Origin of the sequence: Nitrosovibrio sp. Nv6 (assembly GCF_900110495.1) — a bacterium.
GTDB lineage: Bacteria > Pseudomonadota > Gammaproteobacteria > Burkholderiales > Nitrosomonadaceae > Nitrosospira.
The window spans coordinates 1091237-1116831 of the sequence record NZ_FODX01000001.1; the positions used below are offsets into that span (position 1 = coordinate 1091237).

At 51.3% G+C, this 25595-nt stretch carries 37 protein-coding genes, 1 tRNA gene and 2 pseudogenes; 21 read left to right on the plus strand and 19 right to left on the minus strand.

All coding sequences use genetic code 11. The features are described 5' to 3' along the window. Window positions 1-3 precede the first annotated feature (3 nt). The 6 genes from BMX66_RS05240 to BMX66_RS05265 all read right to left on the minus strand — a co-directional run bounded on the left by BMX66_RS05240 (window position 4) and on the right by BMX66_RS05265 (window position 3194). Complete coding sequence (locus BMX66_RS05240; protein WP_090879017.1) at window positions 4-255, minus strand: hypothetical protein; 252 nt, start codon at window positions 253-255, stop codon at window positions 4-6. Continuing rightward, a complete protein-coding gene (gene dnaB, locus BMX66_RS05245) occupies window positions 255-1574 on the minus strand; it encodes a replicative DNA helicase (RefSeq protein ID WP_199679271.1) in 1320 nt (439 codons plus the stop codon). Before dnaB ends, BMX66_RS05240 begins: the two co-directional genes overlap by 1 nt. Beyond that, window positions 1523-2212: a DUF4373 domain-containing protein gene (locus BMX66_RS05250; RefSeq protein WP_090879021.1), complete on the minus strand. Its 690-nt coding sequence runs from the start codon at window positions 2210-2212 to the stop codon at window positions 1523-1525. Before BMX66_RS05250 ends, dnaB begins: the two co-directional genes overlap by 52 nt. After that, window positions 2199-2411, minus strand: coding sequence for a hypothetical protein (locus BMX66_RS15295; RefSeq protein WP_143058202.1), 213 nt, complete (start codon window positions 2409-2411; stop codon window positions 2199-2201). The genes BMX66_RS05250 and BMX66_RS15295 overlap by 14 nt, the downstream gene beginning before the upstream one ends. 226 nt (window positions 2412-2637) lie before the next feature. Continuing rightward, window positions 2638-2943, minus strand: a complete 306-nt coding sequence (locus BMX66_RS05260) for a hypothetical protein (RefSeq protein WP_090879026.1) — start codon at window positions 2941-2943, stop codon at window positions 2638-2640. Beyond that, window positions 2940-3194, minus strand: coding sequence for a hypothetical protein (locus BMX66_RS05265; protein WP_143058203.1), 255 nt, complete (start codon window positions 3192-3194; stop codon window positions 2940-2942). Before BMX66_RS05265 ends, BMX66_RS05260 begins: the two co-directional genes overlap by 4 nt. Before the next feature lie 369 nt (window positions 3195-3563). On the opposite strand from BMX66_RS05265, the gene BMX66_RS05275 reads away from it, so the two are divergent. The 3 genes from BMX66_RS05275 to BMX66_RS15300 all read left to right on the plus strand — a co-directional run bounded on the left by BMX66_RS05275 (window position 3564) and on the right by BMX66_RS15300 (window position 4891). Then, window positions 3564-4043: a helix-turn-helix domain-containing protein gene (locus BMX66_RS05275; RefSeq protein WP_158593386.1), complete on the plus strand. Its 480-nt coding sequence runs from the start codon at window positions 3564-3566 to the stop codon at window positions 4041-4043. Then, complete coding sequence (locus tag BMX66_RS05280) at window positions 4040-4285, plus strand: hypothetical protein (protein ID WP_090879034.1); 246 nt, start codon at window positions 4040-4042, stop codon at window positions 4283-4285. Before BMX66_RS05275 ends, BMX66_RS05280 begins: the two co-directional genes overlap by 4 nt. Before the next feature lie 411 nt (window positions 4286-4696). Further along, complete coding sequence (locus BMX66_RS15300) at window positions 4697-4891, plus strand: hypothetical protein (protein WP_143058204.1); 195 nt, start codon at window positions 4697-4699, stop codon at window positions 4889-4891. A 207-nt stretch (window positions 4892-5098) separates the two neighbouring features. Here the strand turns inward: BMX66_RS15300 and BMX66_RS05295 are convergent, their stop codons facing one another. Continuing rightward, window positions 5099-5413 (minus strand): hypothetical protein, encoded by a 315-nt coding sequence (locus tag BMX66_RS05295; protein ID WP_090879040.1) that lies wholly within the window; start codon window positions 5411-5413, stop codon window positions 5099-5101. Window positions 5414-5826: 413 nt separating this feature from the next. Here BMX66_RS05295 and BMX66_RS05300 point away from each other — a divergent pair, with 413 nt between their 5' ends. The 15 genes and pseudogenes from BMX66_RS05300 to BMX66_RS05370 all read left to right on the plus strand — a co-directional run bounded on the left by BMX66_RS05300 (window position 5827) and on the right by BMX66_RS05370 (window position 12360). Then, window positions 5827-6006, plus strand: coding sequence for a hypothetical protein (locus tag BMX66_RS05300; RefSeq protein WP_143058205.1), 180 nt, complete (start codon window positions 5827-5829; stop codon window positions 6004-6006). A 435-nt stretch (window positions 6007-6441) separates the two neighbouring features. Then, complete coding sequence (locus tag BMX66_RS15790; protein ID WP_090879044.1) at window positions 6442-7128, plus strand: pentapeptide repeat-containing protein; 687 nt, start codon at window positions 6442-6444, stop codon at window positions 7126-7128. Between the two features lie 35 nt (window positions 7129-7163). Further along, a complete protein-coding gene (locus tag BMX66_RS05310) occupies window positions 7164-7376 on the plus strand; it encodes a hypothetical protein (protein ID WP_090879046.1) in 213 nt (70 codons plus the stop codon). Next, complete coding sequence (locus BMX66_RS05315; protein ID WP_090879049.1) at window positions 7373-7675, plus strand: hypothetical protein; 303 nt, start codon at window positions 7373-7375, stop codon at window positions 7673-7675. Before BMX66_RS05310 ends, BMX66_RS05315 begins: the two co-directional genes overlap by 4 nt. Beyond that, window positions 7672-7926, plus strand: coding sequence for a hypothetical protein (locus BMX66_RS05320; RefSeq protein ID WP_090879050.1), 255 nt, complete (start codon window positions 7672-7674; stop codon window positions 7924-7926). Before BMX66_RS05315 ends, BMX66_RS05320 begins: the two co-directional genes overlap by 4 nt. After that, window positions 7923-8264 (plus strand): hypothetical protein, encoded by a 342-nt coding sequence (locus BMX66_RS05325; protein ID WP_090879052.1) that lies wholly within the window; start codon window positions 7923-7925, stop codon window positions 8262-8264. Before BMX66_RS05320 ends, BMX66_RS05325 begins: the two co-directional genes overlap by 4 nt. Before the next feature lie 82 nt (window positions 8265-8346). After that, window positions 8347-8901: pseudogene (bet, locus tag BMX66_RS15980) on the plus strand (phage recombination protein Bet); the annotation flags it as partial. 306 nt (window positions 8902-9207) lie between these two features. Further along, window positions 9208-9474 carry a hypothetical protein gene (locus tag BMX66_RS05335; protein ID WP_090879054.1) on the plus strand — a complete coding sequence of 89 codons (267 nt, stop codon included), beginning with the start codon at window positions 9208-9210 and terminating at the stop codon, window positions 9472-9474. Between the two features lie 11 nt (window positions 9475-9485). Further along, window positions 9486-9737: a hypothetical protein gene (locus BMX66_RS05340; protein WP_090879903.1), complete on the plus strand. Its 252-nt coding sequence runs from the start codon at window positions 9486-9488 to the stop codon at window positions 9735-9737. Between the two features lie 99 nt (window positions 9738-9836). Next, a complete protein-coding gene (locus BMX66_RS05345; protein WP_090879056.1) occupies window positions 9837-10274 on the plus strand; it encodes a hypothetical protein in 438 nt (145 codons plus the stop codon). After that, window positions 10271-10591 carry a hypothetical protein gene (locus BMX66_RS05350; protein ID WP_090879058.1) on the plus strand — a complete coding sequence of 107 codons (321 nt, stop codon included), beginning with the start codon at window positions 10271-10273 and terminating at the stop codon, window positions 10589-10591. The genes BMX66_RS05345 and BMX66_RS05350 overlap by 4 nt, the downstream gene beginning before the upstream one ends. Then, window positions 10588-11007, plus strand: coding sequence for a DUF4326 domain-containing protein (locus BMX66_RS05355; protein WP_090879060.1), 420 nt, complete (start codon window positions 10588-10590; stop codon window positions 11005-11007). The genes BMX66_RS05350 and BMX66_RS05355 overlap by 4 nt, the downstream gene beginning before the upstream one ends. Next, entirely contained in the window at window positions 11004-11207 is a 204-nt protein-coding gene (locus BMX66_RS05360) for a hypothetical protein (RefSeq protein WP_090879062.1), read from the plus strand. Before BMX66_RS05355 ends, BMX66_RS05360 begins: the two co-directional genes overlap by 4 nt. After that, window positions 11204-11344, plus strand: a pseudogene (locus BMX66_RS16120) (helix-turn-helix transcriptional regulator); the annotation flags it as partial. The gene BMX66_RS05360 and the pseudogene BMX66_RS16120, both read left to right, overlap by 4 nt. A 14-nt stretch (window positions 11345-11358) precedes the next feature. Continuing rightward, window positions 11359-12360 (plus strand): tyrosine-type recombinase/integrase, encoded by a 1002-nt coding sequence (locus tag BMX66_RS05370; RefSeq protein WP_090879064.1) that lies wholly within the window; start codon window positions 11359-11361, stop codon window positions 12358-12360. 38 nt (window positions 12361-12398) lie between these two features. On the opposite strand, the gene BMX66_RS05375 is transcribed toward BMX66_RS05370, so the two are convergent. From BMX66_RS05375 to rpsU, 5 genes are all read right to left on the minus strand, one after another. Further along, window positions 12399-12475: transfer RNA gene (locus BMX66_RS05375), tRNA-Ile, on the minus strand. 35 nt (window positions 12476-12510) lie between these two features. Further along, a complete protein-coding gene (gene rpoD / locus BMX66_RS05380) occupies window positions 12511-14445 on the minus strand; it encodes an RNA polymerase sigma factor RpoD (RefSeq protein ID WP_369826964.1) in 1935 nt (644 codons plus the stop codon). Window positions 14446-14797: 352 nt separating this feature from the next. Then, the gene (dnaG, locus tag BMX66_RS05385) at window positions 14798-16591 is read right to left on the minus strand and encodes a DNA primase (RefSeq protein WP_090879066.1); all 1794 of its coding nucleotides are present in this window, start codon (window positions 16589-16591) and stop codon (window positions 14798-14800) included. Between the two features lie 167 nt (window positions 16592-16758). Further along, a complete protein-coding gene (locus BMX66_RS05390) occupies window positions 16759-17205 on the minus strand; it encodes a GatB/YqeY domain-containing protein (protein WP_090879912.1) in 447 nt (148 codons plus the stop codon). A 63-nt stretch (window positions 17206-17268) separates the two neighbouring features. Then, window positions 17269-17481: a 30S ribosomal protein S21 gene (gene rpsU / locus BMX66_RS05395; RefSeq protein WP_004179462.1), complete on the minus strand. Its 213-nt coding sequence runs from the start codon at window positions 17479-17481 to the stop codon at window positions 17269-17271. Between the two features lie 166 nt (window positions 17482-17647). Between rpsU and tsaD the strand changes: the two genes are divergently transcribed. Beyond that, a complete protein-coding gene (gene tsaD, locus BMX66_RS05400; RefSeq protein ID WP_090879069.1) occupies window positions 17648-18694 on the plus strand; it encodes a tRNA (adenosine(37)-N6)-threonylcarbamoyltransferase complex transferase subunit TsaD in 1047 nt (348 codons plus the stop codon). Here tsaD and plsY read toward each other — a convergent pair. Then, the gene (plsY, locus tag BMX66_RS05405; RefSeq protein WP_090879071.1) at window positions 18689-19297 is read right to left on the minus strand and encodes a glycerol-3-phosphate 1-O-acyltransferase PlsY; all 609 of its coding nucleotides are present in this window, start codon (window positions 19295-19297) and stop codon (window positions 18689-18691) included. The two genes, tsaD and plsY, sit on opposite strands and share 6 nt — an antisense overlap. 101 nt (window positions 19298-19398) lie before the next feature. On the opposite strand from plsY, the gene BMX66_RS05410 reads away from it, so the two are divergent. Beyond that, window positions 19399-19758, plus strand: coding sequence for a dihydroneopterin aldolase (locus tag BMX66_RS05410; RefSeq protein WP_090879073.1), 360 nt, complete (start codon window positions 19399-19401; stop codon window positions 19756-19758). A gap of 176 nt (window positions 19759-19934) precedes the next feature. On the opposite strand, the gene BMX66_RS05415 is transcribed toward BMX66_RS05410, so the two are convergent. Continuing rightward, on the minus strand, window positions 19935-20522 hold the full coding sequence (locus BMX66_RS05415; protein ID WP_090879075.1) for a CBS domain-containing protein: 588 nt from the start codon (window positions 20520-20522) through the stop codon (window positions 19935-19937). Between the two features lie 336 nt (window positions 20523-20858). On the opposite strand from BMX66_RS05415, the gene BMX66_RS05425 reads away from it, so the two are divergent. Continuing rightward, a complete protein-coding gene (locus BMX66_RS05425) occupies window positions 20859-21278 on the plus strand; it encodes a hypothetical protein (protein ID WP_090879079.1) in 420 nt (139 codons plus the stop codon). A 33-nt stretch (window positions 21279-21311) separates the two neighbouring features. Here BMX66_RS05425 and pyrF read toward each other — a convergent pair whose 3' ends face one another. The 5 genes from pyrF to cmk form a co-directional block, all read right to left on the minus strand. After that, entirely contained in the window at window positions 21312-22019 is a 708-nt protein-coding gene (pyrF, locus tag BMX66_RS05430; RefSeq protein WP_090879082.1) for an orotidine-5'-phosphate decarboxylase, read from the minus strand. A gap of 47 nt (window positions 22020-22066) precedes the next feature. Further along, window positions 22067-22324 (minus strand): LapA family protein, encoded by a 258-nt coding sequence (locus BMX66_RS05435; RefSeq protein WP_090879084.1) that lies wholly within the window; start codon window positions 22322-22324, stop codon window positions 22067-22069. Between the two features lie 160 nt (window positions 22325-22484). Continuing rightward, window positions 22485-22769, minus strand: a complete 285-nt coding sequence (locus BMX66_RS05440; protein ID WP_090879086.1) for an integration host factor subunit beta — start codon at window positions 22767-22769, stop codon at window positions 22485-22487. A 10-nt stretch (window positions 22770-22779) separates the two neighbouring features. Continuing rightward, entirely contained in the window at window positions 22780-24495 is a 1716-nt protein-coding gene (gene rpsA, locus BMX66_RS05445; protein WP_090879090.1) for a 30S ribosomal protein S1, read from the minus strand. A 410-nt stretch (window positions 24496-24905) separates the two neighbouring features. After that, on the minus strand, window positions 24906-25586 hold the full coding sequence (cmk, locus tag BMX66_RS15795; RefSeq protein WP_199679272.1) for a (d)CMP kinase: 681 nt from the start codon (window positions 25584-25586) through the stop codon (window positions 24906-24908). Window positions 25587-25595 lie beyond the last annotated feature (9 nt).

Here is a 25595-nt window from a genome sequence, read left to right on the forward strand (position 1 = left end):
AGATCACGCTGATTCCCCATCATGATCAAACGACCTCTTTCCGGCCACATCGAGCAACTTTTTCCACTGATCATCTGGCATCAGCCTCGTTCCTCTCATCGCGTACACGAGATCACTAATCGGCATTTCTCCCTCCATTGCATCGATGGCTTCTTTCTGAGTCCATCCCGCAATATCCAGCACCTTCCGCACGTTCTCTGGTGTCTGGCGCATATCGGGGGAAAGCATAGATGTGGGAGCGGTTGAGTAACCCATCACATACCCACCTTAAAGCCACGCTCAACGCGCGCCACTGAACGCTCTATGCGCGCCCCATCGTAATTACCAAACCTCGTAAATTCGCCCTGGAAGGTCAGCCTACAGTCGCCTATCGCGCCGTTCCTGTTCTTGCGGCAGATGATCTCGGCCGTGCCTCTCGCTTCACTCATGTCGTCATAAACCTCATCGCGATAAACAAACAGGATTAAGTCGGCGTCCTGCTCGATCTCGCCCGAGTCGCGTAAATCCGACATTACCGGCCGCTTGTCGCCGCGCTTTTCTACTTCCCGGCTGAGTTGGGATAGCGCGATTACCGGAACGCCGAATTCCTTCGCTATTGATTTCAGTCCGCGGGAGATGCTGCCTATCTCCTGGGTGCGGTTATCGCCCTGCCCTTTCATTAGTTGCAGGTAGTCAATAACGATCAGGGATAGCCCATGCTGGCGTTTGATGCGCCGGCAGCGCGAACGGATGTGGCCGATGCTTACCGCGGGAGTGTCGTCGATTTGCATATTTAAGCCATACAGGTGACGCACCGCTTCGCTGAGATTTGTTGTTGCAGAGTGATACTTAAGCATCCGGCTGGCGATCTGGCGTCGGCTCATTTCGAGCGAGAAAACTGCGGCGGGATCGGTCTTGGATACGGACTCAGCGATCTGTATGGCAAGGGCAGTTTTCCCCATTGAAGGCCTTCCGGCGATCAGTACCAGGTCAGGCGCAACCATCCCGCCAATCAACCGATCAAGGTCGCGCAGCCCCGTGGATAATCCGGCATGGTCTGAATCTTCCCATTCCACGGCTTCCGCTACCGCTTCCTTGATGTGGACATAATCACGGGCAGAGTTTTGCGTATCGAGTACGGAGAGTATCTTCTGCTCAGCAGCTTCGGCAATGTCGCGCGGATTTTCGTGGGAGTCGCAAGACAGGCTTATTTCCTCTGCGCTTACCTTAAGCCTTCTCAAGATTGCGGCATTCTCGATCAGTTTGGCGTAATGCTTGATATTCGCTGATGTGGAAACGCTTTCAACCAACGTCCCGAGGTAAGGCAAGCCGCCGACTCTTTCCAGTTCGCCATGCGCTTCGAGCGCTTCGGCAATCAGGATTATGTCCGCTGGCTTCCCGGCATCCAGCCTCGTTTGGATCGAGCGGAAAATTACCCGGTGATCTTCGCGGATAAATGAGTTGCCAGGGAAATCGGATATGCGGTCGTATGCCGAGTTGTCGCGCAGCAAGGCGCCGATTAAACTCTGTTCCGCTTCTACGCTCACTTCCTCACCTGAAACCTTCCGACCGAATTCCGCATCCATGTGCGCCATGCGGCATTCCAGTCAATAAATTTATTTCCGCGCGCCGTGTGGTGATCCCTGAAATGGAGGCTAATCGGCTCGAGCTGATCTTGGCTTACCCCCAGCTTGACCGCCCACTTGACCATATCCTCGGAAACAAAAAAGTCTGCAGGGAAAGGTGATTCTTTTTTCTTTTGATTCGTCTTTATGGAAACGATCTTTTCGTCTTGATTATTTGAATCAATAAGATCTGGAATGTCGGATAACTCGCTCGCGTTATTCGCCAAGTCTTTATCTACTTCTTTATCTATTTCTACTTCTAATTCTTGCTTACAAGTCGCTTGCAAGTTTTTTGTATGGTTGTCCCTATATTTCAATAGGTTAGGAATTCTGATGGTGCAATCGTTATCACAACGTTGAACAATCATCAGGCCAACGTCAGCGCAACATTGAGCAAGAAAAATGAATTTCTTTGACGTGATGTTTGCCTGACGACCCCATCTCGACAGGCTGTAAGTGACCTCATGACGGTCTGTCTCGTCAACGATCTCGGCTACTATTTCAAGCATCTTGAAGTAAAAGCCGTACCCTTCCAGGCCCGCTTTATCTTCAAGACGGGCTAATCTCTCGTCATTTCTGGCGGAGGATTGATGCTTAAACCACTTCATGGTTTCTCTCCCGCCACGCATCGAAACCTACCGGACGAACCTCTGTCTGGTGCGCGCAATATTCATTTTTTATCCACTCCGATAAAATCGACGCCTGCTCTCTGTGGAGCGTAATAACCTTATCGAACGCGCCGTCTTGAGACTGGCTGATAAATATCAAATCGTCTTTACTGGATACTTCTAACGGGTACATCTTCATTTTTGACTCCTTCAAAAATCCGGCTACATACCGGTACTCCCAAAAAGAAGGGCGCGCGCTGATGAGGGGAGTAATCTCACCGTTCGGGTATGTAGTTCCTAGCGCGCCCATGTTCATCAACCCAATGCCTTCTTAACCTGCTTGCACCAAAACAGGACCGCTCTACGCTTGTTCGCCGCTGTCCTGATCTTCTGTGCTGCCCGTAATGCTGGCCGGAATTTAGGTTTCATTGCAGCGCCACCCGAACAGGATGAATATGTATCCCAGAAATAGAGCATTTGCGCGTCGTCTCAAGCCGCTCCAGGCGCCCTGCTGCGACCAGTGCATTTACCCTGGCTGATACAGTGGATAGCTCTATATCGCCGTGTAGTCGCATGTGTATCTGCTTGATTTCTCTCAAGCTAAGATTGCCGCCCCATGTATTGAGATGTGACGTAACGATGTCGCAGATACGATCCGCCTGAGTCGCCAACTGCTTGACTGGCAATGCGCGATAAGCGGAAATACTGGTATCAGAAACTTGTGTTTTCACTTCCTCCCTCCCTTCTTTCCATCAACAATCAAGCTCAGCAGTTCAGCCGCCTTCGGGTTTGTCAATAGGCTAGCCAGCCTGTTGAGAATGTCATGATTTTCCATATCGCTATTGGCCTGCTTTTGTTGCGATAATCTTTCCGTCTGAGCGCGTTTCAAATCCTCTTTTATGAGGTCTCTTATGTACCTGGAATACGGCTTGTCCAGCTCGTCAGCGCGTTTCTCGCTGCGCTTGCACAAGTCCCAGGACATTAGAATCTGCTTGGGTATGTCGTTACGGTCTTTGCGTGTTACTGGCTCCCTTGCCATGCTTAGGCAACCGCGGGGGCTTTGGTATCGGCGGCAAGCAGTTGGTTATGATTTACACGGTCAAAGTATTCCTTGTGGTTCAGTAAAACCCTTGAGGGGATGCCGCGACTCTTCCAATTGTTGACTCTCTGGACCCCGTTTTCGGGGCTGAAGTTGAGGTCGCGGGCTACCTGAGCAGAGCCGCCAAGGGAGTTAATGATTTGTGCGTATTTATTGAATTTTTTCATAGTGTGAATAATTATAAACAATATGTGTAGTTTGTCAAACAATATGTGTAACATGGCCATGCTTCCATTGCATAAACTAAACAAAATGGAAGATAGCTATACGCGCCTGCTAAGGGCAGCGAAAGAACTGGATAAGGGCGATAACCCGGCTGAGGTTGCCCGCCTGCTCGGAATATCGGACCAAACCATCCAAAACTGGAAAACCAGGGGGGTGCCGAACAGCAAGCTGGTCAAGATTGAAGAGAAGATCGGAGTTTTACCGAAGTGGATAGCGACAGGGCGTGGAGAAATGACAAAACCCACAAGCATCCAGGCCGACTCTTCTCTCACCAAGGAACAGAGGCAAATGCTTTCGTTGATGAGCCGGATCGACAAAGATGCGCGGGACGCTCTGCTGAAAGTGGGAGAACTATTGTCCAGGCCGTTCGAGCGCCGGAAAAAAGATGTGGAGCATAATCCAAAGCGGCGGATGGGAGAGGAAGCCTACGGTGACGCTGTCGATTCAAGTGCGTTCACATATTCAGAAGACGAACCCAAGCAATTAGAGAAGAGGAAACAAAAATGACAGGACCATTTAAATTCGTCGCAAGCCCTATTTCCCATGATACTGTTGAAGCTTTAGAAATGTTGCTGGACGGGGCAAGGCGCGGGGATGTTAGCGGGCTTGCATACACATTCACTGACAAGAAAAAAAAGTACAGGGCTAATACAACCGGCCTCTTGTATGAGAGCCCGGCGTTTGCGATAGGCACTGTTGTAGTCCTGTTGTATCGCCTGGTGATGAGGGCTATCGGAAGGGAAAAGTAGTACCTAAGTCCAATATCCCATGCGCGAAGAATATATAAAAATCGCGGAGTCAATAATTTGCAAAGGGAGAGGGAATTGAAAAAAAAGATAGCTATTTTACTCGTACTAGCTCTATCGGGTTGTGCCGCTATGTACGAAAAAAAGCTCGCTTCATTCAAAGGGGCTACTGAGTCGGAGCTAATTCGATCCTGGGGTGCGCCGCATCGCGCGTACGAATCCGATGGACGAAAGTTCTTGACGTATCAATCTTCCCGTGTGGCTGCTTACAGAGGAATGGCTGCTAGTTACTCGTGCCAAACTACGTTTGAACTTGAGAATGGTCTCGTGGTTTCCACAAACTTCACAGGCAACGACTGTTGATTTAGGTGTCACCCATGCTCCGCCTTGGGAATGGAGAAAAATGAGGTAGCAATGGATAAAGATTCTATTTCTCAGGGATACATGCGCGTTTTAGAGGAGCTTGAGTTATTTGATCCTCTTGAGAACGGAGGGCTGCTTCTCTCCTTTCGCGATGAAGCTGGTTCGAGAGTAGCCTTTCAGCTTCGGGACACAGCTGTTCGCAAGCTGGCAGAAATGCTGGCATCTTATCCCAATCCGGCCCCTTAACCCACGCCCCGAAAGGGAAGTTATCTACGTGAATAGGCACAGGCTCTTGGGCTTTGTAGTCCTCCCAGAACTTGGCAAATTTGGGGTGGTAGTCCTGCTGGCACTTACAAGCCATATTTCATCCTCAATAAATTGATGGACAAGCACATTTCATCCTACGGCGATGTAGTTGGCATTCCCTGGTGCTCAAGGGAGGATTACCCAAAACTATACGCGCTCGTTAATAATGGCAATGAACTGGTTGTCTCCTACGATCAATGGATCGCGGATACTCATAATACGCGCAATCTCCATGAGGCTGCGGGGCGCAAAGTAGTCCAGATCAACATAGTACCTGACGATTTTTCCGAATGGTGCGTCGCAAAGGGGTGTGAAGCTGAGCGGCACTCTCTGATCCTCTACATTGGGTGGCAAGTTCAGATTGCTACCGGCATTCCTTGATCGAAGATGTTCATCCAATTTCTGTGAATCTTCCTTAGACATGGGGTGTACTGCATCTCTCAGAACCCAATCTGATTCCATCTAATCCCCTCCTAAACTAACCCGCTCCAAGCGGGTATTTTTTTGCCTTCAGAAAACTTCAAATCATCAGCGTTAGGCGTATTGTAGCAGAAAACTACACATTTCGTTTGACATTGCTAAACAGTTTGTTTATTATTCACCCATGCCGCACAAAACGGCAACGATCAAATGAAACGCCTTCCATGAGACGTCGAGCGCGGGAAGGAAAAGAGCAATAAGCAACGAATTTTTGCGGTTGGCTAGGGAACTACCTAAGAAGTGTTTTAGCGCGGTCAGCCTCGCGCATGGTTGCTCAAGATCGTATCTGTATGTGGCCCGCTGGTAATGCAGCTTACAGATAACGCAATACCGTCCTAGCCGTAATTCATCGACGGGAAATCTTGGGAATCGGCGAATTTGATAAGGAGAAAAACGTGAACGTATACGCAGAAGCGGTGAAGGCGGGCGGGGATTATTGGAACGTGTACATGCCGGATGTTATGGCGAATTCCCATGCAAGAAGCAATGTAACGGCGGCGGGCTTTGATGATTACCGCATGTTCATGGCTGAGAAATACAAGGACATAAGAAGGGCGTTTCAGATTACTACCTAGGAGCAAATCATGCTGATCTATGCATTGCAGTTCGCCGCAGTCTGGTTCGCGCTATCGGTTGCTACTGGCTTGTTATTCGGAGCAGTCGCAGCAAATCAGGATCGGGAAGATTAAGTTTATCGCGGTGCTAGGTGCTGGTAACACCTAGCCCTTTTCGGAAGGGACTTTCAGAGGCTTTGCTTAAGAAGTTGGGGTGGCGTCCGGTCTACTCACAAAGCTACCGGAACCTGAAAGTCTCTTCCGAAGAGTGGGTTCCTTACAAGGAATAACGCAGGCTGATGCGTTGCTCTACATGCTCACTGTTGGCGGCATTCCAAAAGGTTGAAAACCGCAAGGTTCCAAGATGGACAAAATGCGCGGCCAAGGCTAGAGGTGGTTCAAACAAGCCCGAGATCAGTACGGGTCACTCTTCATTCAGTTACTACAGGAGGAAATATGTTATTTGAAATAAAAAATAGATTTACCGGGTCAGTTAGTTTTAGTCTGGAATGCGGCAGTTTTAAGCGGTGCGTCGAGGCGGCGGTTAAAAATTACGCCGACCTGAGCGGTGCCAACCTGAGCGATGCCGACCTGAGCGGTGCCTACCTGAGCGATGCCGACCTGAGCCGTGCCGACCTGAGCGGTGCCGACCTGAGCGGTGCCTACCTGAGCGATGCCGACCTGAGCGATGCCGACCTGAGCCGTGCCAACCTGAGCGGTGCCGACCTGAGCGGTGCCTACCTGAGCGATGCCGACCTGAGCCGTGCCAACCTGAGCGGTGCCGACCTGAGCCGTGCCAACCTGAGCGGTGCCGACCTGACGCCTATACGAGATGACCTATGGTCGGTTCTGGCCGCCGTGCCACGCGAAGTTGCGGGATTGCGACAGGCTTTAATTGATGGCCGGGTAGATGGATCAACTTACGAGGGGGAATGCGCGTGTCTCGTCGGAACCATCGCGAATATACGGCAAGAAAAATACAACGATCTTGGTGCTTTAAAACCGAATTCAAGCCGACCGATAGAGAGATTCTTTATGGGTATCAATAAGGGCGATACGCCAGAGACCAATCAGGCTTCGGCGCTAGCCTTGCAATGGACTGATGAATTTTTGTTCAGCATGCGTGAGGCGTTCGGTAAATAAGTGCATGCATTAAGTAGTTACTACAGGAGGGGAAGATGGAGAAGGTAACAGTAAGCGCCGATGCATTACGCAGCGTCTTAACCGCATTTATGGGGCCTCAGCATCTGATTGCAGAGTTGAGGGTAATTCATTCCCTGCACGAAAAAATGCCAGGAGTAGATGGAGATGATCCAGTCGGAACGCTCATCAGCGAATTCAATAATGCGGTGGCAGAGCATAACCAGACGGCCGAGGCAGACAACTCATGACCGCCCTAGAAGCCCTCAACTGGCACAGCGATAGCGCCCTATCACCAAGCGACGAAACGATTCTGGCGCAGCGTGAGCGTTTTTCGGTCGTTGAATCTCGGCCAGAGCCCTTGTCCATGACTGATCCAGAACGCTGGGAGTGGTTTAAAGAGTATTGCGACAACTACAAATACGTTAGACCGACGAAGACAACGCTAGGCCGGCACGTGATTATCTGTGATGGCGAAGAAACTTCGGCTGCGAATTTTAATGATGCGGTCGATCTGGCGGCGTCAAAACATAAGGAGATCAACAGATGATTAGACTAACTGCGGAACAGATTCAAAAGGCTCTAAAAGATTTGATAGGGGATGCTCCAGACCAAGACGATCTGGAAACGGAAGTCTGCTTTGAGTACATGACAGGCCGTGTCTCGCATAGCGGAGAGCGTATGCCAGATGGCACATATTACTGGATGGCAGAGTACCCGGAAGAAGGGGTATTTGGCCCAATCGAGATGTCTTCTGAAGAGCTGATCGCGTTTCAAGAAGAGTACAAGGTGAATTCATGAGCAAGCCCTTTGATTTAGAAGCAGCGAAGGCCGGGGAGCCGATTGAATTTAAGACAGAAAACGGAATTGTGCCGGCCGATTTTATCGGGACACACGGCCACGAGATCGTCATTTATTCCAAGAATGGATATGTCCCGGTAGACGAATGCAACCTCCGTATGGCCCCTAAAAAAATAACCGTGCGGTATCGGGTGGGTCTTATAGCAGATGGTACCGGATTTTATCCATTCCTCATTTCCACTGAACAGGCCGAGCAATTTCATGGGGGTGACAGCCGCTTCAGAGAATGGCTTACCGACTGGCAAGAAGTCGAGATCACACCGCCAGAGTCTACCTGATCCTCCCTAACCATCCCCCGGCATGGGTGTAGACAGCCGGGACTAATTTAAACAGAGGTGAAATATGAATGATTTAGCAGTTGTGAAGAAACAAGGCTTGGTGGCCAAGATGGCCGATAGGTTCGGGGTTGACCCCGAGAAGATGATGAACACGCTCAAGGAAACCGCGTTCAAGGTCAAGGATAAGCAGGTCAGTAATGAACAGATGATGGCATTGCTGGTGGTTGCCGATCAATATGGTTTAAACCCTTGGACAAAGGAAATTTACGCTTTCCCCGACAAGGGTGGAATCGTGCCGGTGGTAGGCGTGGATGGATGGTCGCGCATCATCAACGAGAAACACGAGCTTGATGGTATCGACTTCCGTTTCAGTGAGGCGACGGTCCCTCACAAGGGTATTACCTGTCACGAGTGGGTTGAGTGCGTCATCTACCGCAAGGATAGGACTCATCCTACCGTGGTTCGCGAATACTTCTCCGAGGTCGTCAGGAAGCTCAGCTATCCCACCCCATGGGATACACACCCGAACCGGATGCATCGCCATAAAGCCCTCATACAGTGCGCCCGTATCGCCTTTGGATTCGTTGGGATATTCGACCAGGACGAGGCAGAGCGAATCATCGAGAAAGACATCACGCCCCAAAGAGAGTCCGCGAAGTCTATTGGCAAATCCTGTTTTGATCATTTGCCGGAAGAGGATCGGGAAGAGATAGAGGCGAAAGCCGATGAGTTCGGCAGATGCTTCGCGAGCGGAGATATGGCCGGGGCCAATGCCGTATATGACGAAATGATGTCCGGCACAGACCCGGAGACGGCCAGCAGCTTTAAGTACCTGATCCCGAAAGATCGGATGAGTGCGCTGAGGAAATACCGCAGCGAAACCAAAAGGGAAAAAATGATTTCCTCTTTAATGGCAATGCCCGATCCAAAGGAGATTGCATAAATGGCATTCGAACAACGCCCCGGCAGCGGGGTTTTATTCAGGAACACAAAAAAGGGTGATAACCCGAAAGCGCCAGACTATACCGGCAGCGCGCTATCCCCGTCCGGCGAACATTTCGAGCTTTCAGCCTGGATCAAGGAAGGCACAAAGGGCAAGTTTATGAGCATTGCCTTGAAGCCGAAGTTTGAGCCGAATCAGCAAAGCAGGTCCAAGACGAGCGATCCATTCCCGGATGACGCTGGCGACTTGGGCGATTGCCCGTTTTGATGGAGACGAACATGAGCATAGAAGATAACGGTGGACCGGCGTTTCCGGCGCAGTTCTGGGATGAACGGGCGACAGGCATGACACTCAGGGATTACTTTGCGGCAAAGGCTCTAGCTGGATTGGTGGCACACCCTGAGTGTGACGAGATAGAGTTGCACACTGCAGCATCCCTTGCGTACGAAGCATACATGGTTGCTGACGCAATGTTGGAGGCGCGGAAAGTACTGGCGGGCTCGTATCAAAGTGTACGGAAAAGAAATTGACCTGGGGATTTTCGATAACCCAGATGGCGCTAGAGATGCTTATCTCGCCGCCAAACAAATTCACCACCCATTCTCGACGACACAAATGAAGGAGACGAAATGCCAGTAATGAATTTTGATCTTGAAGATGGACTGCCGCCAGTAAGTTTCTCGTTGAAGGAAGCGGACTGTGTGCGGTTCATGGCTTTCATGGCTGAATGCGATAAGGCATTTAAAGACCAGATCGCAGTCGACCCGGCACCGCCAGCGCCAGAGGTTGAGCCGGTTGGCATTGTGAGATCGGACAAATTGAATGACTTCATGGAAGGATGTTCCGATTATCTGATCTTATTCCCATCTAAATTTCGCACTGGTCACGAAACTGTTCGGCTCTACGCCCACCCAGACAACGACGGACTGAGGAAGGCGGCGGAGAAGGCAATGTTCGCCCTTGAACCGTATGATGACCTCAAGCCGCGTGATTGGGTTACGGATAGAGAAAAACTTCGCATTGCATACACCATGCTCCGCGCCGAACTGAACAAGGATAAATCATGAGCCATACGGAAGGGAAATTGACAGTAGCGCCGGGGCAGCATTGCGTTTTTGATGACAACGAAAAATATGTCGCCAGCACTGAGACACAAAATAAATCTGACGCGGAAGATGCAGAAAACGCCCGCCGCCTTGTAGCTTGCTGGAATGAACATGATGGCCTTGTGCATGACAACGCCCAACTTTACCAGAGCCTGCAAGGAGAAATGCGCGCAAGGCTAGAAGCAGAGAAAGAGCGTGACGAGCTGCTGCACACGCTCCGTTTCGGAGACTCTAAGAAGATAGAAGCAATCCTCGCACGCTACCAGGAGGGGAAGTGACAACAACAGTCGTTCACTGCAAGAAATCGAAATACGACGTCTATATCGGCAGACCGTCGAAATGGGGTAATCCGTTCACGATGAGCGAATACGGTTCGCGCTCCAGCGTTGTTCAAGCATATCGGGAATGGGTTGTAACGCAGCCACATTTGATGAACTCGCTGCACGAACTTAAGGGTAAGACAATCGCTTGCTGGTGCGCTCCCCTGCCTTGTCATGGTGATGTGCTGGCTGAATTGGCAGAAGAGTCGATGATTCAATGGCCCGGCGGCGAATGCCCTGTCTCTCCGGAAGCCCTCATTGAAATCAAGACAAGAGATGGCACCGTGCGCCAGTGGGTTGCAAGTGATCTAACGTGGACTCACGATCAGCATAACGTCAACTATGGCGATATTGTAGCGTACAGGGAATTATGAAATACCACGCCGCAGCGCCCTCCGGTTGGCAGCACCCCGATGACAATCCGCCGCCAAAGGGTAGCAAGATACTCATGCTCAATGAAGGTGGAACTCTCGCAATCGGTATATGGCAGAACGGTATGGCCGCTTGGATGCCGCTGCCGAAGCTGGATCCGGAGTTGAAGGAGCGACTTAGGGGTGAGGGGAAGTTGAAGTGAGCGACCTGACCGCGCCAGAGGCCGCAAAGTATCTTGGCCTACCTCTCCGCACCTTCTATTATTTCGTGCAGCAGGGGCGTATACCACGTATTATTTACGGGCCCCGAGTTACACGTTATGAGCAGTCAGACCTCGACGCTTTCAAGAAATCATGCCGATCCGATACGACAAGAAAAATAAGCGCTGGCGTTTCGAGTTCAATCGAATCGTCGGCAACGAAAGGGTCAGACGTTCTTGCCTCCTTCCGGAGAGCTGGAGTCAGGATCAAGCCCACGCCTACGACCGGCAGGAAAGCGGCCGTATTTACGCTGTCGCTAGTGGACTCGAAAAACCAAAGCCAGAGATAATCGAAGCTGTACAGCTATATCTAGATCACAGAATTCCGCGTCTGAAAAACGGCAAGAAAGCGGCTCAAGACCTTTTCCTTTTGTATCCTCTCATAAGCGGGAAAAAACTGGATGAACTTGGGAAGATTGCCAGGCAATACCAGAAAGATAACCCCGGCCTAGCTCCAGCAACTATCCGGAATCGCCTGTCTTATCTCAAAGCCGCCGTCAGGTATGCCTACAAACATCACGACATTGGAGACCGTGACTATACGGATAAAATCATCATGCCGACCGTCAACAATAAACGACAGGTCTACATCAATCAAGACGAGCTCCATAACAAACTGCTGGCGAATTGCGATGATCCGGAAGCGGCCGCAATATTCAAACTCGCCTTTTATACCGGCCTGCGCTGGCGCTCAGAAATACTCACGCTCAAGCCAGAGCAGATAATCACGACGCACGAGCAAGCATGGATCAGTCTGCCTGACTCCAAGAACGGAACGCCGCACATGATACCGGTGCATCCTGACGCCATAGACGCGCTCGCGTTTATTCCGTTCAAGTGGGCCGAGACTTACTATTACAAGAGATTTTGGAAGGCGCGGAAGGCCGCAGGGCTGAACCACTTGCGATTGCATGATGAGCGGCATTCTCTTGCGTCCGCGCTACTATCGTCTGGCGCCACCCTGGGAGAGGTTGGAAGAGTCTTAAATCATGACTCTGTGCAGTCTACAGAAAGATACTCCCACCTGTATCCGGAGAGGATAAAAGAGCTAATCCTGAGATTGCCTTCGACAAAAAAATCCGCACCCATGAAATGACGTTATTCTAACAATCGCTCATAAGTGCTTGATAAAATTGGTGGGTCTGGCTGGACTCGAACCAGCGACCAAGGGATTATGAGTCCCCTGCTCTAACCAACTGAGCTACAGACCCGATTAACAACTAAAAGTGGAAATACCGAAAGCCGGTCAGCCTTCGGTATCCAGGAAACTCCGCAGACGTTCGGAACGCGAAGGATGACGCAGTTTTCGCAGTGCCTTGGCCTCGATCTGACGAATGCGCTCACGGGTTACGTCGAACTGCTTACCGACTTCTTCCAGGGTGTGGTCGGTATTCATTTCGATGCCGAAACGCATGCGCAGCACTTTCGCTTCACGCGGCGTCAGCGAGTCCAGTATATCCTTCGTAACATCCCGCAGGCTGGCGTAAACCGCCGCGTCTGCCGGGGCCATGGTGGCAGAGTCCTCAATGAAATCACCCAAGTGAGAATCCTCATCGTCGCCAATCGGCGTTTCCATGGAGATCGGCTCCTTGGAAATTTTGAGGATTTTACGAATTTTCTCTTCAGGCATTTCCATTTTCTGTGCCAGAAGCGCGGGCTCCGGCTCCTGCCCGGTTTCCTGCAAAATCTGGCGCGAGATCCGGTTCATCTTGTTGATGGTCTCGATCATGTGCACCGGGATACGAATCGTGCGCGCCTGGTCGGCGATGGAACGGGTGATAGCCTGACGAATCCACCAGGTGGCATAAGTGGAGAATTTGTATCCACGCCGGTATTCAAATTTATCCACAGCCTTCATGAGTCCGATGTTACCTTCCTGGATGAGGTCAAGAAACTGCAATCCCCGGTTGGTATATTTCTTGGCGATGGAAATCACCAGCCGCAAGTTCGCTTCGGTCATTTCCCGTTTCGCCCGGCGCGCCTTGGCTTCTCCGGTAGACATCCGGCGGTTGATTTCCTTGAGTTCTTTCAAGGGAATGCCAACCTGTTTTTGCAGCGCCAGCAGGTTTTGCTGCTGCTCCACGACATCAGGCAGGTAACGTTCCAATGTCTGGCTATAAGGCTTGCCAAGCGCGACTTCCCCCGCCACCCAGTCCAGATTACTCTCTTGGCCGGGAAAAGCTTTAATAAAATGACTACGCGGCATCCCCGCCTTGGTCACGCACAATTCCATGATTTTACGCTCATAGCTCCGCATTTCGTCCACCAGCCCGCGTTGGGTGTCGCAAAGCCTTTCAACCATTTTCGCGGAGAAACGAATCGCCATCAGTTCGGCTGAAATCCGCTCCTGTATGTCCTTATATGCCTTGTTGCCCGATCCCTTTTTTTCCAGCGCCTTCTGCATCTCGACATATGCATTCTGAATCACAGCAAAACGCTCCAATGCATCATTTTTCAATTTCAGCAAGTTGGCATTTGCTATCGCGGCGACATCTTCATCTTCTGAGCTTTCCTCGCTCAGTTCCTGCTCCAGCGATTCATCGGAGATTTCTTCACCGAGCAATTCTTCGGCATTGGGATCCAGCAATCCATCAACCAGCTCATCGATGCGCATCTCATCTTTCGCTACCTTGTCGGCGAGATCGAGAATTCCGGCTATGGTGGTCGGGCAGGCGGAAATCGCCTGGATCATATGTTTTAACCCATCCTCGATACGCTTCGCGATCTCGATTTCGCTCTCGCGCGTGAGCAATTCCACCGAACCCATTTCACGCATGTACATGCGCACCGGATCGGTAGTGCGCCCAAACTCGGAATCAACTGTGGAAAGCGCCGCTTCAGCTTCTTCCACCACATCTTCATCGGCCACTGTAGGCGCGGTCTCGGACATCAGCAGTGTTTCTGCGTCAGGCGCCTCATCGTAAACAGAGATGCCGACGTCATTGATCATGCTGATGATATTTTCAATCTGCTCGGCATCGAGCATATCGTCGGGCAGATGATCGTTGATTTCGGCATAAGTCAGATAGCCGCGCTCCTTGCCTTGCACAATCAAGCTCTTCAAACGCATGCGCCGTGCTTCCAGGTCTTGGGGCGCGAGCGGAGACTTCTCGGTGTCCTTTGCCTGGCCGGCTTTCCCTTCCTTTACCGCCTTGGCCTTGACTATTTTGGCTGCAAGCATATTCGGTTCCTTGGCCGCAATCACTGCCCGCGCGATTTCGGTCACGCGAGCGGGGGCCTTGGCGGGTGCCTTTGCGGACGTAACGTTATTGTCCAGCGTTTCCTCAGCCGTTTTCAACAGCGCTTTTGCCGCTGCTTCTTTTGCCTGCCCTCTCGACGATTTCCTCATATTGTTTCCTTCCGTTTTCGCTGCCGCCCTATCAACGGGACGGCCGACAGCACCGGCCTTTGCTTTTTCCGGTGCTTTGACTTGTGTTTTTGGTTTTACCATGTTTCTTCCAGATAGTATCGCCAGTTGAAATTAAAAAACTCTCTATTATATCAAGATCCGATTACACTGTCCGCCCACCGCTTCAAGAAACCGCCATGCGCTGGAGTTCCTGTTTTTCTTCGGGGGTAAGAGCGCTCAAGGACTTGCTGTGTAACGCCGCCATTCGCTGTTTGCGTTTCATTTCACGCAGACGCGTCATTGCCCCGGCAAATTCCGCTTCCAGGTCTATACCGCTATCCCATGCAAGGGTCTGGCTCTCAGCCTTTTCCATAAGAACACGATGAGGGCTATCGTGAAAATAGGCGATGGCCGAAGGTATTGCCGTGTTTCCTCCAATATTGGGGTGAGTGTCGATAAATTCAACCAGCGCCGCCAGTGCAGCTACTTCTTCAGAATATTCCTGATCTTGCGTAAGTAATTCTCTATCCAGTTTCCGGATATAACCCGGATCGTATAACAATACTTGTATCAGCCAGCGGAAAGGTGAGGCAGGTTGCTGTCTTGGCAATTTTTCCCGGGAAAGGGAAGCCGAAACACGTCTGAGCTTCAGTAAACTCTCCAGTTCACCCTGGCTGAAACCGCTGATCTCCGCCAATCTTTTTAACAGCATCAGCGCGAGCGCCGGTGCAGTAATTCTGGCAAGCAGGGGTTTTGCGTCCTGCACGAGTTTTGCGCGTCCTTCGCTGGTTTTGAGGTCGACGCGGGCTGACAGTTCCCTAAAAAGAAAAACGGACAGGGGCAATGTCTGTTTCAGCAACCCTTCGAAACCCTCTTTACCGAACTTGCGAATGTAGCTGTCCGGGTCCTCGCCCTCCGGCAGGAAGAGAAAACTGATAGTCTTGCCATCCCCAAGCTGGGCAAGGCTATCCTCCAATGCGCGCCATGCCGCTTTTCTGCCGGCGTTATCCCCATCGAAACAAAATACAACGCTGTCAGTCTGGCGCAAGAGCTTCTGGATATGATAAGGCGTGGTCGCGGTACCCAGCGCAGCAACGGCATTTTCAATGCCATGCTGAAAAAGCGCCACTACATCCATATATCCCTCTACCACGATAACCTTTCCTGCTTCGCGAATGGCCCTGCGTGCAGCAAAAAGGTTGTAAAGTTCGCGGCCCTTCTGAAACAGAGGTGTTTCGGGGGAATTGAGATATTTGGGCTCTCCCTGTTCCAGGATTCGCCCGCCGAAACCCACAATCCTTCCTTTAAGGTTAATAATGGGAAACATGATGCGATCGCGGAACCGGTCGTAACACTTGCCGTCATCGTTCTCAATTACCAGCCCGGACTCTACCAGCAGCTTTTTTTTCGCTTTTGCCGCGTAATCAGAAAATGCAGCCTCCAGGTTTTGCCAACCGGATGGCGCATAGCCAATGCCGAAACGGGCAGCAGTCTGGCCTGTCAAGCCGCGTTGTTTCAAATAGGCAATGGCGTTTTTTGAATACCTGAGCTGTTCCCGGTAAAATTGTGCGGCAACACTCGTTACCTCGAGCAGATCCCTGGAAGAATTTTCTGTTCCTCGAACATTGCTCTGCGCCAAGCCGGAGCCAGACGCCGATTCTTCGGTTCCTCTATGGGACTCCGGCTGCTGCACGGGAACCTGTAGTCCGGCCCGACTTGCCAGATCATTCACTGCCTCAACGAAATTCATGCCACCATACTCCATCGCAAAGCCAATGGCGCTACCATGAGCGCCACAACCGAAGCAGTGATAAAACTGCTTGGTGGGACTTACCGTGAATGAGGGGGTCTTTTCGCTATGGAATGGGCAGCATGCAGTGTAATTTGCGCCGGCTTTTCTGAGCGGCACGTCACGCTCGATGACATCAACGATATCTATGCGATTGAGCAGTTCCTGAATGAATGATTGTGAAATCATTTATAGCGGATCAAACAATAGTGTCTCAGAGCGGAGTGCAAACAGAAAAGCTATTTTTTTACTACAGGAAAACGGAAAAACGCACTCCCACACGTTCTGTACCCGCAATATTTGTGATTGAGCTTGTTGCAACAGCCTTGCGACGACTATTAATGAAAGTGGCGGTATCAGGTGGCGAGCTTCGTTTTGACCAGAGCCGATACTCTGGCCATATCGGCCCGCCCAGAAATTTCCGACTTGAGCACCGCCATCACCCGCCCCATGTCTTGCTGTCCTTTCGCTCCAACAGCGGAAATCGCTTCGTTTATGGCCCCTTCCAATTCGCCATCACTTAGGGCTTGAGGCATATAAGCTTGTAGCACGCTTACTTCGTATTTCTCTGCATCCGCTAAATCAGTGCGCTGAGCTGCTTCATATTGGGCGATGGAGTCCCTGCGCTGTTTGAGCATTTTTTCGATTACGGCGACGACTTCGGTATCATCCAGCTCTATACGCTCATCCACCTCGCGCTGTTTGATTGCCGCCCGCAACAACCGGATTGCGTCCCGACGTTTGGTATCGCCTTCGCGCATTGCGGCCTTCATGTCTTCGGCGATTTGCTGTTTCAGATTCACGATGAACGCAACCAAGGAAGACCTTTATGAATATGGGGAATTACTTTTTTCGACTGGCTTAGACTAATAAAGTTTCGGCGGAAGCAACTGGCTGCGCAGACGCTTGTAAGTACGTTTAACCGCGGCGGCCAGCTTGCGCTTGCGCTCGGCAGTCGGTTTTTCGTAAAATTCCCTGGCGCGCAACTCGGTGAGCAGCCCGGTTTTTTCTATGGTACGCTTGAAGCGTCGCATAGCGACTTCAAATGGTTCGTTTTCCTTGACTTTAATAGTGGTCATGAAGATGCGGTTCCTCTCTAAAAGTTAAATTACTGAACAATTGATCATCACCAGCCATATGTTTCATATGTGTGGTAGTGTGATCACTCTTAAATATAGACAGCTCGTTATTATATAACAAGTACTCATTACTGTCGTAAAAGAGTCATTCCTCCATTATTCTCCCTTGCTCGTACTTGGCATTGAAACTTCATGCGATGAAACCGGCGTAGCGCTTTACCACACGCAGCGCGGCTTGTTGAGTCACGCGCTTTATTCGCAGACCGAAATGCATGGGGAGTATGGCGGCGTGGTCCCTGAACTTGCCTCCCGAGATCATATCCGGCGGGTGCTGCCCCTCATCAGTCACACTCTCGACGAGGCCGGATTCGAACTGCGGGATCTCGGCGCCATCGCCTACACTCAGGGACCGGGCCTGGCAGGAGCACTGCTGGTGGGCGCGAGTATAGCGGCCGCACTTGGCTTTTCGCTGGAAATTCCGGTGCTGGGCGTTCATCACCTTGAGGGACACCTCCTGTCTCCGCTGTTGTCGACTCCCGCGCCTGTTTTTCCATTCGTGGCGTTGTTGGTGTCGGGCGGCCATACCCAGCTGATGGAAGTGAATGGTCTCGGGCAATACAGGTTACTCGGCGAAACTGTGGATGATGCGGCGGGAGAAGCTTTTGACAAGACCGCTAAACTGCTGGGGCTGGGTTATCCCGGCGGCCCGGCGCTCTCAAAACTTGCCGATGAATTTTCCCGGTCAGGTCAACCCGCACGCTTCCAGCTTCCCCGCCCCATGCTTCACAGCGGGAATTTCAATTTCAGCTTCAGCGGCCTGAAAACAGCCGTGCTGACACTGGTCAATAAACAGGAAATGACGCAGCAAATCCGAGGCGCCATTGCCTATGCTTTTCAAGAGGCCGTGGTCGATGTACTGACGGAAAAGTCACTCTCCGCACTTGCAAAGACTGGCCTTACTCAACTGGTAGTGGCAGGCGGGGTTGGGGCGAATCGTCAACTGCGCAGCAATCTCCGATACAAAGCGGAAAAAATCGGAGCTACTGTTTTTTATCCCGAACTCGAATTCTGCACGGACAATGGCGCCATGATCGCATTCGCCGGAGCAATGCGATTGCAATCATCGGAAATGTCGAGGCAGAAGCTCGATAACAGGTTCACGGTAAATGCACGGTGGGATCTGGAAATGCAAGAGATGGCACCGAAGTCATGACGTGCTGCGTTTCCCGATACGCGGTTCGTTACCGGCGGCCAGGCTGGCAATATTTGACTTATGTCGCCAGATGAGCAATAAGGACATCACAAGAACTGTGAGAGTACGCGCATCGAAGCCGAGAAAAAATACTGCATAAACTGGTGCGAATGCGGCTGCGGCTAGCGCAGCCAATGATGAGAAACGCCATATGGCCGCGACGGTAATCCAGAGTGCGACTGCCAGCAATCCCATCCATGGGTTAAATCCCAGCAACACACCCAGCGCGGTCGCCACGCCCTTCCCGCCTTTGAAACGCAAGAACACCGGAAATAAATGGCCCAGAAACACTGAGAGGGCCACTATGGCAATCGCTTCTTCGCCCAGCCCCAATGGAGGCGCGAAATATTGTGCCAATGCTACTGACAGCCAGCCTTTACCGGCATCGCCCAGCAGTGTAAAGACGGCCGCTGCCTTTTTTCCGCTGCGCAGCACGTTCGTCGCTCCAGGATTCTTGGAACCATAGGTACGCGGATCGGGCAGGCGGAAGAGCCAGCTTGCCAGCACTCCAAAGGAAATGGAGCCGAGCAGATAGGCCAGCAGGATCAAAGCCAGCAGCGTCATCTTGTTAGCGCCATGTTTGCAAATAGAATAGAATCCCTGCGCTGCTGATTCTACGTGAAAAACAGCTTCAATAACGCACCTCGAATGGGTCTCAAATCCTCATGGATATCATTTTTCTGCACGAACTCAAGGTCAAAACGCTGGTTGGCATTTACCCGTGGGAACTCAATGCCGCACAAACCATTCAGCTCGATCTGGAAATCGGGTTGCCGGCAAGCCGAGCCTGTCAGACAGACAATTTCGAGGATGCTCTGGATTATGCCGCTATTGTTCAACGCATCAACGATGCGCTCTCGCAGAAACGTTTCTCCCTGCTGGAAGCTCTGGCCGAGCACATCGCGCAAATCATCCTGATGGAATTCAAATCGCCATGGGTCAAAGTTAGCGTGGCGAAACTCAGCGCGATACGGAGCGTGAAAAGAGTGGGAGTGTGCATCGAACGGGAATCGAAATCAGTATAGCGTGCGTAATTCCGGATCCCGACAACCATGCGGCCCCACCTTGGGGAGGGAAGCGGGGATCAAGGGAATTTGCCATTCCCGAACCGGGAATGGCAAGGAATAACCCTATGAGGAGAAAAAACAATTACGGATACGCGAACCAACCGGGGTAATCGCGGAATTGCAACTGTCTTGTACTAACCCGCGATTAATGCCGACTCGATTTCAGTAAAAGTCTTGGCAATTTCCATGGACGAAATTGTGGCGCCAAGTTGCTTCTCGATTTGCGTCAGTGAAAAAATGCCGCACACCATCGGTGTACCGTCAACATCGTTTTCTATCACCAGGGTATGTTGCCGTCCAGTATCCCGCAGACTGGCAATGACATTTCCGACCTTGGCGCCCTGAACTTCCTGGACAGGAATTGCTTCCAGCCGGTCGAGGGGGGTCATGATATCGGAAACCAGAATTTCATTATGCTTTACACACCGCTCCTGGATGAAACGCAAGGGCTTTTCACCGAGTACATCGGTTGCGGTGATAATACCGCAGAGAAGCTTATCCTGGTCTAATACGAGCAAGGAACGTACGCCGCGTTGCATCATGTATGCGTTAGCGGACTCCATTGTCATATGCGGTCCGATTATGGCGGCATGGATGTTCCGCAGATCGGTCATCACATCAAGGGCGGGCGATGTCAGCGTTACAGGTTTGGGCGGGGCGGAGAAAACTACCCGGACAGTACCTGTCAGGCGCTGTGCGGGAAGGAGGTGATAGTCAGGCATGGCATTATCCTCCAGCGTGAAGCGGAATACACTCGAACTCGACGAAATAAAGTTCAAGCATTCCTCGATCAAACTCTACGCTCACCAGAATGAAGGGTCAATACGACTTTCGCGACCGGTACGAAAACCTCTGCAACAAGCCCGCTGGTTTATCAGCAGGCGCTACATCGGCTTTTGGGGCTGGAATGGCCAAAAGCAAGGGAGACAAGAGTGAAGGGAGGCAAAAGCGTGAAGCGCCGATTTTCCGACAAAAATTTGACGAAAACTCAATAAGCCGACTGTTGCCGCGGTGCAATTCGCCGGCACCCATCCATTACGCCGTCTCGCGCGCCAGCAATGGCACTTACCAAGTCCTCTGAGATTCTCGCTCAGGCCGATCTACGCCAGGTCATTGCGCTCCTTGCTGTCGAGCAAAGCCGCGGTGATAAAGGTCTCCCTCGGCCTGCTGCCTTTCGCAGCAGCGGATACAAGAGTTTGACGGCCATTTTCGAGTCGGACGTTATGTGGGAAAGCGAACAGAGGTTACAACTAAAACTGTTAGAAGATTATCTCCGGATTTTCTACGGAGCCGGTAACATGAAAAAATTATATCGAAATATGTCTGATCTTAATCCTGCTGAATTTGATAACTGGGTTGAGACAACCACGACAAAAATATTCAAGCACACAAAAATGAATAAAAATAAATTTTGGGGCGATACTGACAATAACCGGGATCGAAACAAGAAAAAACGGGACGTCAGGCCTTATTCCTGAGAAAGTTGAGGGGATTTTATTCCTGGTTCCCGCTCATTCTTCGTTCCTTCGCGTTCCTTCGATTTCCTCATTCAATCGCCACAACATCGATACCGGGTCGCGCGCCTGCGTGACGGGTCGGCCAATGACAAGGTAATCCGCACCATTTTCGATTGCCTGGCGCGGGGTTGATACCCGTTTCTGCTCGTTAAGGGAAGCATCAACCGGGCGTATTCCAGGCGTGACCAGGCAAAAATCCCTGCCCATCATTTTCCTGAGGCTCGGCGCCTCGAGCGCGGAACATACTACTCCATCCATTCCACAATCGCGCGCAAGCAAGGCCAGACGCTGTACTACGTCCTGCGGATCGCCATTGAGGCCGATCTCGTTCAGGTCGCTGCGCTCCATGCTGGTAAGCAGAGTGACGGCAATCAGCTTGCTCAGGCCAATCGGCACTGCCTCTCGTGCCGCCGATAGCATTCTTCTTCCCCCGAGGGCGTGAATATTCATCATCCATACACCCAGGCCGGCTGCTGCCTTGCACGCATTCGCTACAGTATTGGGAATATCGTGAAATTTCAAATCGAGGAAAACGTCGAAACCTTTCCCCATCAATTTTTCTACCAACTGTGGGCCGGCAGCGGTAAAAAGCTCCTTGCCCACTTTTACCCTGCACCACCTTGGGTCAAGTTTCGCCGTAAGCTCTAACGCTTGTTTCGCAATGGGAAAATCCAGAGCAACGATAATCCGGGGATCACTCATAGTGTCGTTTCAGCAAGGCTAAACAGGTATTTGAATAACCGCCGTGTTTATCCATGCTCATCCTGTACGGGATATCTTTTTCTGTATGCAGCAATTTCGCGCCTTTGCCTGAATATCTTGCCGAGGCAGGACGCGACACCAACCACCACGCCAACAGCGAAGAACAACAAAATTATCAATACCAGCGGCGCATCCCATTGGTAGCCGAAATAATAATGCAGCGTCACCGTTTCGACGTTCCTCACGGTAAAACCGAGCAGCAACAGAAACAGCACGATGCGCAAGAACCATATCAGATAACGCATGATTCCTTTTCAGAGGAGGCCAAACGTACGTCAGGCCATGACCTCAACAGGAGTATCCCGATCGCCTTTCCTATCGGGTCGAGTTGCCCCGTTTAATTGAAAAAAAAGCGGCATGATCCTGCGACCTGCCGCCTTGTACCTATACATCTATATGAGTTTTTCAGCTTTTCTGATCCACTCGTTCGCGCATTTCTTTCCCTGCCTTGAAATGAGGAACATACTTTTCCGGAACCTGAACCTTCTCTCCCGATTTCGGATTGCGCCCGGTACGCGGCGGCCGGTAGTTCAGATCGAAGCTGCCGAATCCGCGAATCTCAATGCGCTGTCCCTGTGACAAGCTCTTGGCCATTGCATCAAGTATAACCTTGACCGCAAGTTCAGCATCCTTTGCTCCTAATTGCGGATAACGCGCTGCAAGCCTTGAGATCAGTTCAGACTTCGTCATGTCGCCCTTATTATTGTTCAGTATTCTTGACATCCATCTTGGCTTTAAGCAGCGCACCCAGGCTGGTGGTTCCCGCGCTGGCAGCACTATCCGCCGCAACCTTCTGAAGGGTATCGGATTCCTCCGCCGTATCCTTGGCCTTGATCGAAAGATTGATGCTCCGGTTCTTGCGATCAACGTTAATGATCATTGCCTGTACCGTATCGCCTTCCTTCAAGTGCGAACGAATATCCTCTACCCTGTCACGCGATACTTCGGACGCGCGCAGATAACCTTCTACCTCATTCTCCAGTGCAATTACCGCACCCTTGGCATCAATCGACTTGACAGTGCCTGTGACGATGCTGTTCTTGTCGTTTACCGATACAAAGCTGTTGAATGGATCGCCTTCCAATTGCTTGATGCCCAGCGAAATACGTTCACGCTCGACATCGATGGATAGTACGACGGCCTCGACTTCATCGCCTTTCTTGTAGTTGCGAACCGCTTCTTCACCCGGCTGATTCCAGGAAAGATCGGACAGATGCACCAGTCCGTCTATGCCTCCTTGCAAGCCGATGAAAACGCCAAAATCGGTGATGGATTTGATTTGTCCGCGCACCTTGTCACCTTTTTGATGATTCATCGCGAAGTCTTCCCACGGATTAACCTTGCATTGCTTCATCCCGAGCGAAATGCGGCGCCGGTCCTCATCGATTTCCAGAATCATTACTTCCACTTCATCGCCCAACTGCACGATCTTGGAGGGATACACGTTCTTGTTGGTCCAGTCCATTTCAGATACATGCACCAGCCCTTCAATACCTTGTTCTATCTCGACAAATGCGCCGTAATCCGTCAGATTGCTGACCTTGCCGAACAGGCGGGTATGAGGCGGATAACGTCGGGAAAGTCCTACCCAAGGGTCTTCGCTCAGTTGCTTCATACCCAGCGATACGCGATTCTTCTCCTGATCGAACTTGAGTACCTTGGCGGTTACTTCATCGCCAACGCTGATAACCTCGGAAGGATGCTTTACCCGGCGCCACGCCAGATCGGTAATATGCAACAGGCCGTCTATACCGCCCAAATCCACGAATGCACCATAGTCCGTGATATTTTTGACGATTCCCTTGACCACGGCGCCTTCCGTAAGATTCGCAAGCAAAGTCTGCCGGTCGGCCCCCTGGCTTTCTTCCAGAACTGCGCGACGGGACACAACCACATTGTTACGCTTGCGATCAAGTTTGATGACCTTGAATTCCATCTCCTTGTTTTCGTATGGAGTTGTATCCTTGACGGGACGGATATCCACCAGTGAACCAGGCAGAAAAGCCCGAATGCCATTAATCATGGCAGTGAGGCCGCCCTTGACCTTGCCGCTTACCACGCCGGCCACGATGGCACCGCTCTCCATGGCAGCCTCCAGATCATGCCAGGCCGTGAGGCGCTTAGCCTTGTCGCGCGACAAGCGGGTCTCGCCGTAGCCATCTTCAAGGGCTTCGATGGCGACGCTGACGAAATCGCCGGGCTTGACTTCGATTTCGCCTTTGTCATTCTTGAATTCTTCGACAGGAATGAAACTTTCAGATTTCAATCCGGCGTTTACAACCACGATGTTGTAATCAACACGGACAACCTGAGCGGTGATGACTTCACCGACACGCATTTCCTGGCGGGAAAGACTTTCTTCAAATAACGCTGCAAAACTTTCGGAAGAATCTACAGCGGGGGAAGCAGTGGCCATTATAAAAACACCTGGTTTGGGATCCCATCAAAATGAATTTCGACGGGGTTAAAGGTTAGTCATAACTGCCTGATAAAACCGCCTTCTTTCCACTTGGGGCAAGAGGACGGTGAGGCAGCACGCGCGTGCTATTGTATTAACTGTTCTGAACTATCTATTTCTACTACGTTTCCTGATTTCAAAAAAGCTATTTTGCCACAAGTAAACCGCTTTGCCTTTAATTACGCTTCGGGCAGAAATGCCGATATCGTATCATGACAACCGGACCACCGCATTTTTCGCTCGTGCGTTATCACTTGCGACTACCTTGGGCGATCAGGGCGATTAGGGGCCCGCTAGGACCAATCAGGGCCCAACCAGGCCCAACCCAAGCCAGCCATCGGCAGATCAACAGGCCGCATCTTCGAGTTTCAGGCGCGCCCTTTTGCACAAATCTCAGCATACTGCTGCAGTACGCAATTTACCGCTTGGGTGATGTCGAGCGAAGTCGTGTCCAAAAAATTCGTGTCTGCGCCTACTTGCAACGGTGCCACGCTACGATTGCTGTCACGGGCATCGCGTTCCTGTATATCCTGCAAAAGGGTGGCAATATTAGCATCTATCCCTTTTTCCATCAACTGCTTATGCCGTCTTTCCGCGCGTGTTTCGGCGCTTGCGGTGAGAAATATTTTGAGAGCGGCTTCAGGAAAAACGACTGACCCCATGTCGCGTCCGTCGGCCACGAGGCCCGGAAGCTGGCGAAATGCACGCTGCCGGGCTAATAACGCCGTTCTGACCAGCGGATAAGCAGCTATTCTGGAAGCCGAGTTACCGCATGCTTCCGAGCGAATCGCGTCGGCCACATTTTCATCGTCCATTCGAATTTCTGTATCTTTAAAGATGACATTGAGCCGTGCAGCGACTTCGCTTAGTGTCTTTTCATCGCTCAGATCGACTTCTGACCGCATTGCCGCCAGTGCCACCAGTCGATAGAGCGCGCCGCTATCAAGATAATGAAATCCCAGCTTTGCCGCCACCTTTTGCGCAACAGTACCTTTGCCGGAAGCGGAGGGGCCATCGATCGTAATCACCGGAATGTGATCAGTATTCATGAAAAAATA

Coding starts and splice junctions, on each gene's coding strand:
- BMX66_RS05335 (WP_090879054.1), top strand. CDS start 9,208: ATGGCATTCGAACAACGCCCCGGCAGCGGGGTTTTATTCAGGAACACA.
- BMX66_RS15790 (WP_090879044.1), top strand. CDS start 6,442: ATGTTATTTGAAATAAAAAATAGATTTACCGGGTCAGTTAGTTTTAGT.
- pyrF (WP_090879082.1), bottom strand. CDS start 22,019: ATGAGTGATCCCCGGATTATCGTTGCTCTGGATTTTCCCATTGCGAAA.
- rpsU (WP_004179462.1), bottom strand. CDS start 17,481: ATGACCACTATTAAAGTCAAGGAAAACGAACCATTTGAAGTCGCTATG.
- cmk (WP_199679272.1), bottom strand. CDS start 25,586: ATGAATACTGATCACATTCCGGTGATTACGATCGATGGCCCCTCCGCT.
- rpsA (WP_090879090.1), bottom strand. CDS start 24,495: ATGGCCACTGCTTCCCCCGCTGTAGATTCTTCCGAAAGTTTTGCAGCG.
- BMX66_RS05345 (WP_090879056.1), top strand. CDS start 9,837: ATGCCAGTAATGAATTTTGATCTTGAAGATGGACTGCCGCCAGTAAGT.
- BMX66_RS05280 (WP_090879034.1), top strand. CDS start 4,040: ATGACAGGACCATTTAAATTCGTCGCAAGCCCTATTTCCCATGATACT.
- BMX66_RS05410 (WP_090879073.1), top strand. CDS start 19,399: ATGGATATCATTTTTCTGCACGAACTCAAGGTCAAAACGCTGGTTGGC.
- BMX66_RS05265 (WP_143058203.1), bottom strand. CDS start 3,194: ATGTCCTGGGACTTGTGCAAGCGCAGCGAGAAACGCGCTGACGAGCTG.
- BMX66_RS05325 (WP_090879052.1), top strand. CDS start 7,923: ATGAGCAAGCCCTTTGATTTAGAAGCAGCGAAGGCCGGGGAGCCGATT.
- BMX66_RS05415 (WP_090879075.1), bottom strand. CDS start 20,522: ATGCCTGACTATCACCTCCTTCCCGCACAGCGCCTGACAGGTACTGTC.
- BMX66_RS05340 (WP_090879903.1), top strand. CDS start 9,486: ATGAGCATAGAAGATAACGGTGGACCGGCGTTTCCGGCGCAGTTCTGG.
- BMX66_RS05350 (WP_090879058.1), top strand. CDS start 10,271: ATGAGCCATACGGAAGGGAAATTGACAGTAGCGCCGGGGCAGCATTGC.
- BMX66_RS05370 (WP_090879064.1), top strand. CDS start 11,359: ATGCCGATCCGATACGACAAGAAAAATAAGCGCTGGCGTTTCGAGTTC.
- BMX66_RS05440 (WP_090879086.1), bottom strand. CDS start 22,769: ATGACGAAGTCTGAACTGATCTCAAGGCTTGCAGCGCGTTATCCGCAA.
- BMX66_RS05320 (WP_090879050.1), top strand. CDS start 7,672: ATGATTAGACTAACTGCGGAACAGATTCAAAAGGCTCTAAAAGATTTG.
- BMX66_RS05275 (WP_158593386.1), top strand. CDS start 3,564: ATGGAAGATAGCTATACGCGCCTGCTAAGGGCAGCGAAAGAACTGGAT.
- BMX66_RS05310 (WP_090879046.1), top strand. CDS start 7,164: ATGGAGAAGGTAACAGTAAGCGCCGATGCATTACGCAGCGTCTTAACC.
- BMX66_RS15300 (WP_143058204.1), top strand. CDS start 4,697: ATGGATAAAGATTCTATTTCTCAGGGATACATGCGCGTTTTAGAGGAG.
- BMX66_RS05315 (WP_090879049.1), top strand. CDS start 7,373: ATGACCGCCCTAGAAGCCCTCAACTGGCACAGCGATAGCGCCCTATCA.
- BMX66_RS05295 (WP_090879040.1), bottom strand. CDS start 5,413: ATGGAATCAGATTGGGTTCTGAGAGATGCAGTACACCCCATGTCTAAG.
- BMX66_RS05250 (WP_090879021.1), bottom strand. CDS start 2,212: ATGAAGTGGTTTAAGCATCAATCCTCCGCCAGAAATGACGAGAGATTA.
- plsY (WP_090879071.1), bottom strand. CDS start 19,297: ATGACGCTGCTGGCTTTGATCCTGCTGGCCTATCTGCTCGGCTCCATT.
- BMX66_RS05240 (WP_090879017.1), bottom strand. CDS start 255: ATGGGTTACTCAACCGCTCCCACATCTATGCTTTCCCCCGATATGCGC.
- dnaG (WP_090879066.1), bottom strand. CDS start 16,591: ATGATTTCACAATCATTCATTCAGGAACTGCTCAATCGCATAGATATC.
- BMX66_RS15295 (WP_143058202.1), bottom strand. CDS start 2,411: ATGAAGATGTACCCGTTAGAAGTATCCAGTAAAGACGATTTGATATTT.
- BMX66_RS05425 (WP_090879079.1), top strand. CDS start 20,859: ATGGCACTTACCAAGTCCTCTGAGATTCTCGCTCAGGCCGATCTACGC.
- BMX66_RS05360 (WP_090879062.1), top strand. CDS start 11,004: ATGAAATACCACGCCGCAGCGCCCTCCGGTTGGCAGCACCCCGATGAC.
- dnaB (WP_199679271.1), bottom strand. CDS start 1,574: ATGGCGCACATGGATGCGGAATTCGGTCGGAAGGTTTCAGGTGAGGAA.
- BMX66_RS05435 (WP_090879084.1), bottom strand. CDS start 22,324: ATGCGTTATCTGATATGGTTCTTGCGCATCGTGCTGTTTCTGTTGCTG.
- rpoD (WP_369826964.1), bottom strand. CDS start 14,445: ATGCTTGCAGCCAAAATAGTCAAGGCCAAGGCGGTAAAGGAAGGGAAA.